General features: G+C 62.1%; 14 protein-coding genes. 7 read left to right on the top strand and 7 right to left on the bottom strand.

The features are described from left to right. Positions 1 to 4: 4 nt before the first annotated feature. From F0M17_RS12440 to F0M17_RS12430, 3 genes are all read left to right on the top strand, one after another. Entirely contained in the window at positions 5 to 586 is a 582-nt protein-coding gene (locus tag F0M17_RS12440; RefSeq protein ID WP_073705814.1) for a nucleotide exchange factor GrpE, read from the top strand. Positions 587 to 671: 85 nt separating this feature from the next. Further along, complete coding sequence (locus tag F0M17_RS12435; RefSeq protein ID WP_038991724.1) at positions 672 to 1,643, top strand: DnaJ C-terminal domain-containing protein; 972 nt, start codon at positions 672 to 674, stop codon at positions 1,641 to 1,643. Positions 1,644 to 1,756: 113 nt separating this feature from the next. Continuing rightward, positions 1,757 to 2,185 (top strand): heat shock protein transcriptional repressor HspR, encoded by a 429-nt coding sequence (locus F0M17_RS12430; RefSeq protein WP_038991723.1) that lies wholly within the window; start codon positions 1,757 to 1,759, stop codon positions 2,183 to 2,185. Here the strand turns inward: F0M17_RS12430 and F0M17_RS12425 are convergent. Together F0M17_RS12425 and trmB are read right to left on the bottom strand one after the other, a co-directional pair. Next, a complete protein-coding gene (locus tag F0M17_RS12425) occupies positions 2,182 to 2,808 on the bottom strand; it encodes a GNAT family N-acetyltransferase (protein ID WP_198934338.1) in 627 nt (208 codons plus the stop codon). The two genes, F0M17_RS12430 and F0M17_RS12425, sit on opposite strands and share 4 nt — an antisense overlap. A 47-nt stretch (positions 2,809 to 2,855) precedes the next feature. After that, positions 2,856 to 3,713 (bottom strand): tRNA (guanosine(46)-N7)-methyltransferase TrmB, encoded by an 858-nt coding sequence (gene trmB, locus F0M17_RS12420; protein ID WP_038991722.1) that lies wholly within the window; start codon positions 3,711 to 3,713, stop codon positions 2,856 to 2,858. Positions 3,714 to 3,839: 126 nt separating this feature from the next. Between trmB and F0M17_RS12415 the strand changes: the two genes are divergently transcribed. Beyond that, positions 3,840 to 4,250, top strand: coding sequence for a YccF domain-containing protein (locus tag F0M17_RS12415; RefSeq protein ID WP_038991721.1), 411 nt, complete (start codon positions 3,840 to 3,842; stop codon positions 4,248 to 4,250). Positions 4,251 to 4,319: 69 nt separating this feature from the next. Here F0M17_RS12415 and F0M17_RS12410 read toward each other — a convergent pair whose 3' ends face one another. Both F0M17_RS12410 and F0M17_RS12405 read right to left on the bottom strand, forming a co-directional pair. Continuing rightward, the gene (locus tag F0M17_RS12410; RefSeq protein ID WP_038991720.1) at positions 4,320 to 5,504 is read right to left on the bottom strand and encodes a TerC family protein; all 1,185 of its coding nucleotides are present in this window, start codon (positions 5,502 to 5,504) and stop codon (positions 4,320 to 4,322) included. Positions 5,505 to 5,886: 382 nt separating this feature from the next. After that, positions 5,887 to 6,381, bottom strand: a complete 495-nt coding sequence (locus F0M17_RS12405; RefSeq protein ID WP_038991719.1) for a DinB family protein — start codon at positions 6,379 to 6,381, stop codon at positions 5,887 to 5,889. Between the two features lie 170 nt (positions 6,382 to 6,551). On the opposite strand from F0M17_RS12405, the gene clpB reads away from it, so the two are divergent. Next, complete coding sequence (gene clpB, locus F0M17_RS12400; RefSeq protein ID WP_128471269.1) at positions 6,552 to 9,140, top strand: ATP-dependent chaperone ClpB; 2,589 nt, start codon at positions 6,552 to 6,554, stop codon at positions 9,138 to 9,140. A gap of 72 nt (positions 9,141 to 9,212) precedes the next feature. Here clpB and F0M17_RS12395 read toward each other — a convergent pair whose 3' ends face one another. Next, the gene (locus F0M17_RS12395; protein ID WP_149597189.1) at positions 9,213 to 9,884 is read right to left on the bottom strand and encodes a septum formation family protein; all 672 of its coding nucleotides are present in this window, start codon (positions 9,882 to 9,884) and stop codon (positions 9,213 to 9,215) included. A gap of 222 nt (positions 9,885 to 10,106) precedes the next feature. Here F0M17_RS12395 and F0M17_RS12390 point away from each other — a divergent pair, with 222 nt between their 5' ends. Both F0M17_RS12390 and F0M17_RS12385 read left to right on the top strand, forming a co-directional pair. Next, positions 10,107 to 10,325 (top strand): DUF3073 domain-containing protein, encoded by a 219-nt coding sequence (locus F0M17_RS12390; protein WP_038991764.1) that lies wholly within the window; start codon positions 10,107 to 10,109, stop codon positions 10,323 to 10,325. Between the two features lie 191 nt (positions 10,326 to 10,516). After that, on the top strand, positions 10,517 to 11,407 hold the full coding sequence (locus tag F0M17_RS12385) for a Sir2 family NAD-dependent protein deacetylase (RefSeq protein ID WP_149597751.1): 891 nt from the start codon (positions 10,517 to 10,519) through the stop codon (positions 11,405 to 11,407). Between the two features lie 99 nt (positions 11,408 to 11,506). Here the strand turns inward: F0M17_RS12385 and purM are convergent, their stop codons facing one another. Together purM and purF are read right to left on the bottom strand one after the other, a co-directional pair. After that, complete coding sequence (gene purM, locus F0M17_RS12380; protein ID WP_149597188.1) at positions 11,507 to 12,649, bottom strand: phosphoribosylformylglycinamidine cyclo-ligase; 1,143 nt, start codon at positions 12,647 to 12,649, stop codon at positions 11,507 to 11,509. Between the two features lie 79 nt (positions 12,650 to 12,728). Further along, positions 12,729 to 14,252: an amidophosphoribosyltransferase gene (gene purF, locus F0M17_RS12375; protein ID WP_073705820.1), complete on the bottom strand. Its 1,524-nt coding sequence runs from the start codon at positions 14,250 to 14,252 to the stop codon at positions 12,729 to 12,731. Positions 14,253 to 14,312: the final 60 nt, after the last annotated feature.

The following is a 14,312-nucleotide window of genomic DNA, read 5'->3' as shown; positions in this document are numbered from 1 at the left end:
GAATATGTCCGAGGCAAAGGACCAGAACGAGAACTCCGGCCAGGAGCCGGAGAACCAGCCCGAGGCCGCTGACCAGCAGCCAACTGCTGACGCCCTGGGTCAGGCCGAGGCGATCCTGAACGAAGCTGCTGCTGGCGCTGAAGCCGATGCGGAGCAGCCGGAAGATGCCGGTGCGGTGGAAACCGAACTGCGCAACGACCTGCTGCGCCTGCAGGCTGAATACGTCAACTACCGCAAGCGTGTGGAACGTGACCGGGCAGTGGCGCGTGAAAACGCCGTCCAGTCCGTGCTCAACACTCTGCTTCCGGTGCTTGACGACATCGATGCGGCACGAGCCCACGGCGACCTCGCCGACGGCCCGTTCGCGTCGATCGCCAACAAGCTGGATGGCATTCTGGCTCAGCATGGCCTGGAACGCATCAACGAGGCCGGCGTGGAATTCGACCCGAACATCCACGAAGCCCTGCTTCGCCAGGCTGTTCCGGAGATTCCAGCCGACCACGTGGGACAGGTGCTGCGCACCGGTTACCGCAAGGGAACCAACATCCTGCGCGCAGCCCAGGTGCTGGTAGCCACCGGCGAATAGCCACGAATAGCACAATCGATACTGCCCACTGCCGAGTCCTCGTCAGTGGGCAGTGTCGAATTGGCACTGAAAGGATGGGGCCCTGATGGCAAGTCAGGACTGGATCGAAAAAGACTTCTACGCCATTCTGGGCGTCTCCAAGGACGCCAGCGAGGCGGACATCAAGAAGGCGTACCGCAAGCTTGCACGCAAGTACCACCCGGATACCAACCAGGGGGACGCGGCCGCTGAAAAGAAATTCAAGGACATCTCCGAAGCCAACTCGGTGCTTTCGGATAAGGAAGAACGCGAGCAGTACGACGCGATCCGCGCCATGGGCGGCGGAGCGCGGTTCTCTGCGGGTGGCGGACCGGGTGGCCCAGGCGGGCAGGCCGGCTTCGAGGACATCTTCTCCAACCTCTTCGGAGGTGGCGGAGGCGGCGCTCGCGGTCGTGGCGGACAGCCGGACTTCTCCGACCTGTTCGGAGGCGGCGGCGGTTTTGGCGGCGGCTTCGGCCAAAGCGCACCGCCGCGCAAGGGTGCTGACCGCACGGCCAGCACCACGATCTCCTTCTCCGGATCGATCAAGGGAACCACCATTGGCCTGCGCGAACAGAACGGCGAGGTCATCGACGTGCGCATCCCGGCGGGAATCAAGGACGGGCAGTCGGTGCGCGTGCGTGGCAAGGGCCAGCCAGGAGCTGCCGGCAACGGCGACCTGCTGGTCAAGGTCAAGGTCAGCGAGCACCCGTTCTTCAAGCGCGAAGAGAACAACATCCGCATCCACGTGCCGGTGACCTTCGATGAAGCGGTGCTTGGAGCAAAGATCCACGTACCGACCCTGGACGGGGAATCCGTTGCGGTGAAGGTGCCTGCCGGATCCAACTCCGGACGCACCTTGCGCTTGAAGGGCCGCGGAGTGAAGACCTCCAAGGCCACCGGCGATCTGCTGATCGTCCTGGATGTCGCGATTCCGCAGAACCTCTCGGATGCAGCAAGGAAGGCCGTGGAGGACTTCGCTGCAGCCACGGAGGGCGAGGACCCGCGAGCGGACTTGGCAGCCCACGCCAAGCTCTGAACCCAATAACCTGTTTTCCCTGTCCTGGCATCGAACTGGCAGGGCGGGGAAGATAGACTCAAAGGCAAAAGGGCCAGTATCGTCGGCCCTTGCAGAAAGGTGGTAGAAGCAACGTGAACGGGGAGTACCTGCGACCTGTCTTCGTCATTTCCGTCGCCGCCCAGCTTGCAGACATGCATCCGCAGACGCTGCGCCAATACGACCGCATCGGCTTGGTTTCGCCCAGCCGGCAAAGCGGAAAGCAGCGCCGCTACTCGCAACGCGACGTCTCGCTGCTGCGCCAGGTGCAGTCATTGAGCAAGGAAGGCGTCTCGCTGGAAGGCATCAAGCGCATCCTGGATCTGCAAGATCAAGTCGCGTATCTGCAAACCGAAGTCAATGGGCTTCGCCAAGAACTGTCCGCCGTTCGCCAGGGCCAATCGCGCATCTTCGCCGCGGGCACCGCTGGAGGCGACATCGTTTCGCTGTCCCGGGGCATGCGTCCGGAACGACGTGAACCGACCGTGTCGCTCTTCCCTGTACGCCGCGCCATCGGCCGCTAGATCCGTCCGTGCCTCGCCAGGCGCGCTTCCAACTGGGTGCGCACGGCAGGCCACTCGTGCGGGAGGATCGAGAAGACTACGGTGTCTCGAAGCGTGCCGGTCTTCGGATCATATTTGTGATTGCGCAGCACGCCATCCTGTTTGGCGCCAAGCCGTGCAATTGCTGCGCGTGACGCAGTGTTGTGCCAGTGCGTGCAGAAAGCCACTGAATAGCAATCCAACTCCTCGAAAGCGCGGCGCAGCAGCATGAACTTGGCCGCCGGATTGATCCCGGTGCCTTGGGCGGGCACGGCCAAGAATGTCGAGCCGATTTCCACGCGATGGTTGGCCACGTCGATATTCAGGTAGCTCGTAGCCCCCACCGCTTGGCCGGTGGACAGGTCGATGATGGCGAACGGAGCCATCGCTCCAGTTTCCTGCAACGCCAGACGGCGCTCGATATCCGCCTGCATGGATTCGGCCGATGGGGTGGTGGCAAACCATGCTTCATCCAGCTGGCCGTTGGCGGCGAGCTGGATCAGCTCCGGGGCATGGTCCAATGACAGTTGTTCCAGCCTCACCCCGGCATATTCCATGCTCGGGGCTTGGGAGTAGAACTGGTTCTGAGCAGAAAAGGAGGCCATGAAATCCATCCTAGGGATTCCATGGCCTCCTTGATGCATTTCGGCCGCTAGCCGATGCGCGTGTACGCCAAATCGAAGACCAGGCGTCCAGCCTTCAGCGCCTTGCCCTCGAAGCTGGTGAGGATTCGTCGCTCGAAACGCGGTGCCCAGCCGCCCTGGACGTCAATGAAGTCAGGCTCGGGGTCAAAGCCTTCCATGCCATCGCGGCGCACCTTGGTCAAGTTGCTCTCCTCGCCGGAGAGGTTTCCGGGATGCTGGTTCTCGAAATCAGGGTGGGCTTCGAGGACCTCGCGCATCTGCTCCGCATAGTTCGACCAGTCGGTGGCCAAGCGCAGGGTGCCCCCTGGCTTGAGCACGCGGGAGACCTTGTCCAGGAATGAGGCCTTGATCAGGCGGCGCTTGTGGTGCCTCGGCTTGTGCCACGGATCGGAGAAGAAGATCCAGATCTCGTCCGCGCTGTTCTCATCAAGCATGACGTCGAGCACCTCAGGGGCATTGGCCTGCACGGCGCGGACGTTGGTGATGCCGAAGGATTCGACCTTCAGCATCAACTGGGCCAGGCCTGGACGGTAGACCTCAACGGCGAGGTAGTTGCGCTCGGGATCGTCCTTGGCGGCGTTGGCGATGCATTCGCCCAGGCCGGTGCCGATCTCCACGATCAGCGGTGCCGTGCGGCCGAAGGCCTCGGCGGGATCGAGCTGGAAGTCGTCAGCAACCGAGGTGTCGGCAATCTTGCGGGGCGGCTCGATGACATACTGCTCGGCATTGCGCTCCCAGGCGCTGGCCCGGCGGCCCTGCAGGCGGTTGCCGCGACGCACGAAGGACACCGGCTCGGCACGGAAAAGGTCTGGGTTCCTGGGGGCAGAGCCATGGGGTGGACGCTGCTGCTCGCTCGATTCGCTCATGATGATTAATCCTAGCCGAGCAACCTGCATCGATGCGTGCCGAACGGTGGGGGATTGGACACCCCTAGGGGGAATTCGGGGTGATCCCCGATGGAGCATGAGAGGTAAAAGAAGGAGAATGTAGCCATGACTGATTTAGTGCGCGGTATTCTCAACATTATCTGGCTGCTGTTCGGCGGCCTGTGGCTGGCCCTGGGTTACGTGCTGGCAGGCATCATCTGCTGCGTGCTGATCGTGACCATTCCCTTCGGCATCGCCTCGTTCCGCATTGCCGGCTATGCGCTGTGGCCCTTCGGCCGCACCGTAGTCGACAACGGACCGGTCGGCGCGTTCTCCACCCTGGGCAACATCATCTGGATCATTTTTGCCGGCATCTGGATTGCCATCGGGCACGTGGTGACCGCGATCCCGATGTTCGTATCGATTATCGGCATCCCGCTGGGCATCGCCAACCTGAAGATGATCCCGGTGTCCCTGATGCCCTTGGGCAAGGTCATCGTGCCTTCGGACAATTACATCGGCAACGTTCGCCGCTAGGCAGCACCAAGACGGCAATGGCTGCCAACTCCAATGAGTTGGCAGCCATTGCTCTAAGCCTGAATCGGATCAGCTCTTCAGGTACTCATCGTGCTGGCGGTGCGCCTCGGCGACCTCGACGCGGATCTTGTCCACGTCCTTGGCCTTGTCGCGGTATTTCTTCTCCATGGTCTTCACATACGCTTCTTCTTCCACCAGGGCGCGGTAGATGCGTTCGCGTTCGTTTGGATCCGAGGTGTAGCTCAGGTCGTTGTAGCTGCTCGCATGGCGGCGCAGGTTGCCAATGGCGGTTTGTGCCTTGCCAGCCTTGCTGAACAGCGAAGCGAGAATGGTCAGCACGAGGACGCCGATGATCACGCTCAGCGACAGCCCGGTGCTGATTTCGATGACCATCACGTGCTCGCCGTCATTGATGAATGGCAGGTTGTTCTCGTGCAGCGCGTGCAGGATCAGCTTCACGCCGATGAACGCCAGGATCGCTGCCAAGCCATAGGACAGGTAGATCAAGCGGTCCAGCAATCCATCAAGCAGGAAGTAGAGCTGGCGCAGGCCCATGAGCGAGAACGCGGTAGCGGTGAACACGATGTAGACGTTCTGGGTGAGTCCGAAGATCGCTGGGATGGAATCCAGGGCGAAGAGGATGTCGGTTCCGCCGATGGCCACCATGACCAGCAGCATCGGGGTCAGGACCTTCTTGCCGTCAATCATGGTGAACAGCTTGTCGCCGTCGTACTTGTCGGTGGTGTGGAACAGCTTCTTGGCCAAGCGGATGATGAAGTTGTTGGCCTCGTCGGATTCGTCGTCCTTCTTCAGCAGGTTGCCTGCGGTGAGCAGCAGGATCAGGCCGAACAGGTAGAAGACCCAGGCGAACTGGTTGATCAGCGCCGCGCCGACAAAGATGAACGCGGTGCGGGCGATCAGCGAGAAGACGATGCCGAAGAGCAGTACTTTCTGCTGGTCTTCGCGGGGGACCCTGAAACTGGCGATGATGATCAGGAAGACGAACAGGTTGTCGACGGACAAGGCCTTTTCGGTGATGTAGCCGGCGAAGTATTCGGCGCCCATGTCGATGCCGCCGAAGATGAGCACCAGCACACCGAATATGAGGGCCAAGCCGACATAGATGCTGGACCAGATCGCTGCTTCACGCAGGGATGGAACGTGGGCCTTGCGGATGTGGAAGAAATAATCGAAGGCCAGTAGGGCGAGAATCACGACAATCGTGATGCCCCAAATCAAAGGGGAAGCTCCCATAGGGATTCCTGCTTTCGTAAGTTGCGCGCGGACGCGTCCGAGTAAGTCTCTTCACCGACACTGTGGTTGGCCGTAAAACCCGGCAGGACCATGAAGTCCTGCGTATTGACGGATTCAACGATTGTGAATACTCCCTTACGTCCTTTAATCCTAACCCGAAGCGGTGCTCCTGGAAGAATTCTGGTTTACGGATGTCATGTTGATCTGTAATGTACTTCGACTTTGCCCAGTTGGGTAGGCGTCATATGCAATTCGAAGGATGCGGTGGACGAAGTGCTCGAGTGAATTCTTCGGCCCAGGTCTCGGGTCGCCTTGGAAATCCTCGCAGGACTCGGAGCGCTGGCAACAGCATGCGCGGTACCTGCCGATGATGCGTGGCCGGCTAATTCCGTGCGGACAGGATTTGCTCACGCAGGATATCGGCGTGCCCGCAATGCTGCGCCAATTCGCGCAGCATGTGCAGCTGGATCCAGCGCAGCGGCAACGACCCGCGCCGATTGCCGGAGAAAACGTGATCCCCGGTCTTGCCCTTGACTACTTCACGTGACAGTTCGATGGCCTGGGCATAGTCACGCCGAATGGATTCGATGGTGTCGGACGCGGACAAGTCGAAGGACTTGCTGGGCGACGACGCAATGCCCAGTTCGGCCCGGCTCTTGCCGGTGGCTGCTTCGCCAAACCAGACACGTTCGACGAAGATCGCATGTTTCACCAGCCCGAGCAACGTGGTCTTGGATTCAACCAGCTTCAACCGCGCTTCGTCTTCGTCCAGCCCGTCGAGGCTGGAAAGCAGCATCTGCCGGTGCTGATCGATGAATACCTGGACCATCTCATCGTGGGGCAGGGAAAAAATATCTTGGGAATCCGGGTTGGCCATGCCTCATCCTAAGACTGCAAATCGCGCTCCACAAGGGGTTTTGCCGCCGAGGCAAAGGGAAGAAAAAATATCTCGAGAATCTTGCTCTAGCTGGAATACTAGGACTAGGAGTAGAGTTGAGTTAAGTACACTCAAGTTTATGGGTTCACTCCAATAGAGAAAGGATGCGCGTGGACACGAAACTCACCACTAAGAGCCAAGAAGCTCTCTCAGCTTCCGGGATGAACGCTTCAACCGCAGGCAATCCGCAGATTGAACCTGCGCACCTGCTGAAGGCATTGCTGGACCAGCGAGAGTCCGTCGCAGTGGCCTTGCTGAAGACTGCGGGGTTGGATGTCGACGCGCTTTCCGTCAAGGCGAGCGCTGTCATCAACGCGTTGCCCTCCAGCTCCGGTACTTCGGTTGCCCAAGCTCAGTACTCCCGGCAGTTGCTGCAGGTCGTGAGCAACGCCCAGGCGGCCGCCGCGGAAATGGGGGACACCTACGTCTCCACCGAGCACCTGCTCATCGCCCTGGCATCAGACCAGACCAAGGCGGGTGAAGCCCTGCGCGAATTCGGCGCCACCCGCGAACTGCTGGTGGGCACCTTGCCGACCATCCGCGGCGACCGCAAGGTCGATAACCCGGATCCTGAGGCAACCTTCCAGTCCCTGGAGAAGTTCGGCACCGACATGACCGCCCTGGCGCGCTCGGGCAAGCTGGATCCCGTCATCGGCCGCGACCGCGAGATCCGCCGCGTGGTGCAGGTGCTCTCCCGCCGCACCAAGAACAATCCAGTGCTGATCGGTGAACCCGGCGTGGGCAAGACCGCTGTGGTCGAGGGCCTGGCCCAGCGCATGATCGCTGGCGACGTCCCGGAGTCGCTGCGCGGCAAGACCTTGATCTCCTTGGATCTGGGTGCCATGGTCGCCGGTGCCAAGTACCGCGGCGAATTCGAAGAGCGGCTGAAGTCGGTGTTGGAAGAGATCAAGGCTTCGGATGGCCAGATTGTCACCTTCATTGACGAGATCCACACCGTGGTCGGTGCTGGCGCCTCCGAGGGTGCGATGGACGCCGGCAATATGCTCAAGCCGATGCTAGCCCGTGGCGAGCTGCGCCTGATCGGTGCCACCACGCTGGACGAGTACCGCGAGAACATCGAGAAGGACCCGGCCCTGGAACGCCGCTTCGCCCAGGTATACGTGGGCGAGCCGAGCGTGGACGACACCATCGCCATCCTGCGTGGGTTGAAGGAGCGCTACGAGGCGCACCACAAGGTCTCCATTGCCGACTCCGCACTGGTGGCTGCTTCCACGCTGTCCAACCGCTACATCTCCGGACGCCAGCTGCCGGACAAGGCCATCGACCTGGTCGATGAGGCCGCCAGCCGGTTGCGCATGGAGATCGATTCGGCGCCGGAGGAGATCGACGAGCTGCGCCGCGAGGTGGACCGATTGACCATGGAAGAACTGGCTCTGTCCGATGAGACGGATCCGGCTTCGGTGGAACGCCTGGATGCCCTGCGCAAGGACATGGCTGACAAGAAGGAAAAGCTGGATGCGCTGAATTCCCAGTGGGAAGCGGAGAAGGCTGGCCTGAATCGCGTCGGCGATCTGAAGGTCAAGCTCGATGAACTGCGCAGCCAGGCCGACAAGGCCCAGCGCGAGGGTGACCTGGAGAAGGCATCGCGCCTGCTCTACGGGGAGATTCCGACGCTGCAGCAGGAGCTGGATGCGGCGGCCGCCGCCGAAGCCGACAAGGCCGAGACGCACACCATGGTCGCCGAGGAAGTCACCGCGGATGACATTGCGGAAGTCATTTCGGCCTGGACTGGCATCCCGGCTGGTCGCATGCTGCAGGGCGAAAGCCAGAAGCTGCTGGAGATGGAAGAGATCATCGGGCAGCGCCTGATGGGCCAGAAGCAGGCGGTCGCCGCGGTATCCGACGCCGTGCGCCGTACCCGTGCCGGCATTGCCGACCCGAACCGGCCCACCGGTTCCTTCCTGTTCCTCGGTCCAACCGGTGTCGGCAAAACCGAGCTGGCCAAGTCGCTGGCCGACTTCCTCTTCGATGACCCGCGCGCGATGGTGCGCATCGACATGTCCGAATACTCGGAGAAGCACGCGGTGTCCCGCCTGGTCGGTGCCCCTCCGGGCTACGTGGGATACGAAGAGGGAGGGCAGCTCACCGAAGCTGTACGCCGCCGCCCGTACTCGGTGATCCTGCTGGACGAAGTGGAGAAGGCGCACCCCGAAGTCTTCGACATCCTGCTGCAGGTACTCGATGACGGCCGGCTGACCGATGGCCAAGGGCGAACGGTGGACTTCAGGAACACCATCCTGATCCTCACCTCCAATCTGGGTTCCCAGTTCCTGGTGGATCCAAGCTTGGAAGACGAGGCCAAGAAGTCAGCGGTGATGAACGTGGTCAACGCTTCGTTCAAGCCGGAATTCTTGAACCGCCTGGATGAGGTCATCCTCTTCGATCCATTGAGCATCGAGGAGCTGGGCAGCATCGTCAAGCTGCAGATCGACTTGCTCGCGCAACGCCTCGCCGATCGCCGCCTGAACCTGGAGGTCGACCAGGCCGCCAGCGAGTGGCTGGCCCTGACCGGTTATGATCCGGCCTACGGCGCCCGTCCGCTGCGCCGCTTGGTGCAGCGCGAGATCGGCGACCGGCTGGCCAAGGAGATCTTGGCTGGGGCGGTGCAGGATGGCGACACCGTGGCTGTCACCCTGGACGAGGTCGGCGACAAGCTCAAGGTGGCCAAGAAGTCCTAGCAACTGGCAACGGCGAGGGCGTGAACAGATGGAAATCCGTTCACGCCCTCGCCGTTGCTGTACTCAAGCTGCCTAGCTGTCGGTGGTCTCCCGGTCGTTGGACTTTTCGTCGGCCGGCTTTTCGTCCTCGGATTTCTTCTCTTCGGAGCTATCGGCATCTTCATCGTCGGCGCCCTCGGGCAGCAACGAGCTGCGGACGGTGCCCTCCGAAAGACTCAGGAAGCAGGAAACGGTGCGGTCGCCCTGGGCCCAGGTGCTCTCCGATGGGCGGGAGAAGTGATAGGTCCAGGTGGAATCCAACCCTGCACGCGGGTCCAGCGAGACCGACTTGCACAGGTCTTCGGACTGGGTGAGCAGCACGTTGGCACCGGGATACTCCTCGCCGTTGACCTGGAAGATGCCGATCACCTGAGCGTTGTGGGAGGAATCACAGGTCACGACGGTCTGCGGATCCAGTGGCGACGTGAATCCCCGCAGGCAATCGCCTTGCTCCAGCTGCGTAGGCGGCATCCCGGTGGCAATGATGCCGTCGAGGCCTGGATTCTCATTGCGTTCCACATTGTTCGCAGTTGGCGAAGCAGGTGGATCCACGAGCCTCAACACCACGAAAACCACTGCAGCGGCCAGCGCCAGAACGGCGACAATCATCAGGGCCCATTGGGCACTCTGCCGCTTCGGCTTCTCCGGTTCTGGCTGCAATGGCGGCAAAGCCGCCTGCGGCTCGGGCAGATTGTTTTCCACCACCTGTTGAGCTCCTTCGTGGTTGGGTCGGGCGATCGCTCGCCGGCTCAATACATAGTCGTTGGACTAATCCACAGTCTAGCTGTTTCGTTGGGTGTTGCATTCAGCGCTCGCCGGTGAATCGTGTTAACCTTTAATTACGAAAGAACTGATCACATATTCGGGGGCCTTCACCTTTCACAGGTGGACCACCTCCCGACTCTACTGAAAAGAGGGGGTCACGCCATGGGGCGCGGCCGTCAAAAGGCTAAAGCACAGCGTCAGGCGCGAGATATCAAGTACTACTCGCCATCCACTGACCTTTCGGCACTTGAACGCGAGTTGGGCGTTCGGTCCGATCATCATGCTCAGAATTCTGAGCGTAATGATTCATCGTATGACGACGAATACTCGGAATACGACGAGCTGACTAAGAAGTACTCGGGAGATGACGAAGACGAGTAGCCTCGTCTTCTGATGCCGGGAGTCCTTGGCTCAGAGTGCCACACCTTGAGCATTGAGTGGTACAGCTCTTCAGTACATTTTGCGACAAGCCGCAGCGACTAAGCTAAATTAGCTTTTAGTCGCTGCGGCCTTTGTCGTGCCCAGCAATACTAAGGTGGAACGTGAGCACTCCAGAAGAACTGTCGATCCAGATGGCGCATCATTCGGCGATCCGCTCCATGCAGCGCATTGTGGAGCAGCAAGCGGCGCCCTCGCCGGAAAACGAGGCCCGGGACGGAGTCCAGCGGATGCTGGATGCCGGGAATGTGCTCGTAGTGACTGGCGCCGGCGTATCCACGGATTCGGGAATCCCGGATTACCGCGGCCCCAATGGCTCATTGCAACGCCACCGGCCAATGACCTATCAGGAATTCCGCTTCCGTCCAGAAGCCAGGCAGCGCTACTGGGCTCGCGGCTACGTCGGCTGGCGGCATATGGACAAAGCCGAACCCAACCGCATTCACCGGCGCTTGGTGCAGTGGGAAGAACAGGGGAAAATCAGCGGCATCATCACCCAGAACGTGGACGGGCTGCACCAGCAGGCAGGATCCAAGCGCGTGATTCCGGTGCATGGCGATCTGTCGATTGTCCGCTGCCTGGACTGCGGGAACAGTGAGCATCGCATTGACTTCGATCTGCGCCTCCAGGCAGCCAATGAGGGATACCTGGAGGCCGTGAAGATCGATCCCGGCGCGGTGAACCCCGACGGCGATGTGGAGCTGCCCCAGTACCTGGTGGACCGGTTCAACATGGTGGCCTGCTTGCGCTGCGGATCGCTCGCGCTGAAACCTGACGTGGTGTACTTCGGCGAGAGCGTTCCAGCCGACCGCAAGGAGCGTATCGCGGCACTGGAAGCGGAATCCACGGCGTTGCTGGTGATGGGCTCCTCGCTTGCGGTCATGAGCGGCTACAAGATCCTGTTGAACTTCGTCAAGCGGGATCTGCCGGTGGCGCTGATAACCAATGGCCACGTCCGCGGCGAGCAGAAGGCCACCTGGCGCTGGCGGGTGCCGTTGGAAGACGCGCTGAAGCAATTGGACTAGCGGGAGAATATTTCGCTCCGCAACGCCATCATGGTTAAAACCCGATGCGCCGCACTGGAATCAGTGCGGCGCATCGGGTTTATAGGAGCTTTCGGCGGCCTACTTGGCGTAGTTGCCGGTCAGCAGCACTGCGCCGCCGTCCACGCCCTTGGCGCCCTGGACGAAGTCCAGTCCGGCATCGGCAGCCGACGGATCGATGTTCTCGACTCCGCCCATGACCCACGCGCCCATGCCCGCAGCGTTCAGCAGCTCGACTGCACGATCAGCGACGGCAGGATCAACGACAGCAACCATGCCCACGCCCAGGTTCAGGGTGCGCTCCAGATCAGGCTGCGGCACGTTGCCCAGCTGCGCGATGGTGGAGAAGACTGCTGGCAGCGTCCAGGTGGAGCGGTCCACGCGGGCCATCAGGCCCTGCGGCAGTACGCGGGCCAGATTGGCAGCCAGGCCGCCGCCGGTGACGTGGCTGAAGCCGTGCACGCCGAAGTTCTCGCCGTCGTTCAGCGCGCCGACCAGATCAAGGCAGGCGGTGGTGTAAATGCGGGTCGGAACCAGCAGTTCCTCGCCCAGGGTGCGGCCGAACTCGGCGACCTCGCGGTCCAGCTCCCACTTGGCGTGGGCGATGACGCGGCGCACCAGCGAGTAGCCGTTGGAGTGGATGCCGGAGGAGGCCATGCCGATGACCACGTCGCCGGCCTGCACGCGCTCCGGGCCGAGCAGCTGGTCGGCCTCGATGACACCGGTGGCGGCACCCGCCACGTCGTACTCGTCCTCGGCCAGCAGGCCCGGGTGCTCGGCGGTCTCGCCGCCGACCAGCGCGGTGCCGGCCAGCTTGCAGCCCTCGGCGATGCCGCGCACGATGTCCGCGATGCGCTCCGGGACCACCTTGCCGGTGGCGATGTAGTCGGTCATGAACAGCGGCTTGGCACCCACCACGACGATGTCATCAACCACCATGCCGACCAGGTCGTGGCCGATGGTGTCGTGGATGTCCAGCTTCTGGGCGATGGCCACCTTGGTGCCCACGCCGTCGGTGGAGGTCGCCAAGTACGGCTTCTTGTAGCCGGTGAGGAACGATACGTCGAAGAGCCCGGCGAAGCCGCCGACCCCGCCCACGACACCGGAGGTGTGGGTTGCCTTGATCGCGCCCTTCATCAACTCAACGGCACGGTCACCGGCCTCAACGTCAACGCCGGCACCGGCATAGGTGATGGAAGTTGGCTGCTGATCATTGCCGCTCATGGCAGTCGGTTCCTTTTCTGTTCGGGGCGCCGTTTTCCAGCGCCCTTTGCAACGGGATGGTTGGGGATCGTGAAGGAGATTAGCTGTTGATTTCGAACTCGGCATCAGGGCCCGGCTCGCAGCCGGCCTGGTTGCTGCGCTCCAGCAGGTTCTTGCCGCGGCGCTCCTCATTCGGCAGGGCGATCGGGTAGTCGCCGGTGAAGCAGGCGGTGCACAACCGTTCGCGCGGCTGGCGGGTTGCTTCGATCATGCCGTCTTCGGAAATGTAGGCCAACGAGTCGGCGCCGATGGAGGTGGCGATCTCGTCCACGGCCGCGCCGTTGGCGATCAGCTCGGCCCGCGAGGCGAAGTCGATGCCGTAGAAGCAAGGCCACTTCACCGGAGGCGAGGAGATCTTCACATGCACCTCGGCGGCACCGGCCTCGCGCAGCATGCGCACCACGGCACGCTGGGTGTTGCCGCGGACAATCGAATCGTCGACCACGACCACGCGCTTGCCGCGCAGCACTGTTTCCAGGGCGTTGAGCTTGAGCTTGATGCCCAGCTGGCGCAGGGTCTGCGACGGCTGGATGAACGTGCGGCCCACGTAGGCGTTCTTCACGAAGCCGTGGGTGAACGGGATGCCGGATTCTTCGGCGTAGCCGATGGCGGCCGGGGTTCCGGACTCCGGCACCGGGATCACGATGTCCGCTTCCGCGCTGTTCTCGCGGGCCAGCTGGCGGCCCATTTCCACGCGGGATTCGTAGATCGAGCGGCCGGCGATGGCGGCATCCGGGCGGGCCAGGTAGACATACTCGAAGACGCAGCCCTTGGGGGTGGACTCGGCAAAGCGGGTGGAGCGCACGCCGTTCTCATCGATGGCGATCATTTCGCCTGGCTCGATTTCGCGGATGAACGAGGCGCCGACGGTAGCCAGTGCAGGCTGCTCGGAGGCAACTACCCAGCCGCGATCCAAGCGGCCCAGGACCAGCGGGCGAACGCCGTGCGGGTCGCGGGCCGCGTACAGGGTGTCCTCATTCATGAAGACGAAGCAGAAAGCGCCTTCGATTTTCGGCAGCAGCTCCAGAGCGGTGTCCTCCAGGCTCTGGCCTTCGGAACCAGCCAGCAGGGCGGTGACCAGAGCGGTATCGGTGGTGTTGCCCTGGGCGAGCTCGCCGCGCACCTTGCCGCCTTCAGCCTGCTGCTTGGCAGAGACCATGTCGGCCAGGTCGGCGGAGTTGGTCAGGTTGCCGTTGTGGGCCAGCGCGACGGTGCCGGTCCGGGTCGGGCCCAGGGTCGGCTGCGCATTGGCCCAGTGGCTGGCACCGGTCGTCGAGTAGCGGCAGTGGCCAATGGCCAGCTGGCCCGTCATGGAGTTCAGCGTATTCTCGTCGAATACCTGGGAGACCAGGCCCATGTCCTTGTAGACGTTGATGCGCGCGCCATCGCTCGTGGCGATGCCGGCGGATTCCTGTCCGCGGTGCTGCAGGGCATACAGGCCGTAATAGGTGAGTTTTGCGACCTCTTCGCCAGGAGCCCAAACGCCGAAAACGCCGCATTCATCCTGCGGGCCCTTGTCGCTTGGAAGCAGGTCGTGATTTAAGAATCCATCGCCACGCGCCATGTTGGTTATTCTCTCATGTTCCGGTTGGTCGACACCGACCAAGAATGTGGTGGGTGGCGG

The sequence above is a fragment of the Glutamicibacter sp. ZJUTW genome (assembly GCF_008370855.1).
Taxonomy (GTDB): domain Bacteria; phylum Actinomycetota; class Actinomycetes; order Actinomycetales; family Micrococcaceae; genus Glutamicibacter; species Glutamicibacter nicotianae.
The sequence above is the reverse complement of the archived record's forward strand: the minus strand, read 5'-3'. Positions and strand labels throughout refer to the sequence as shown.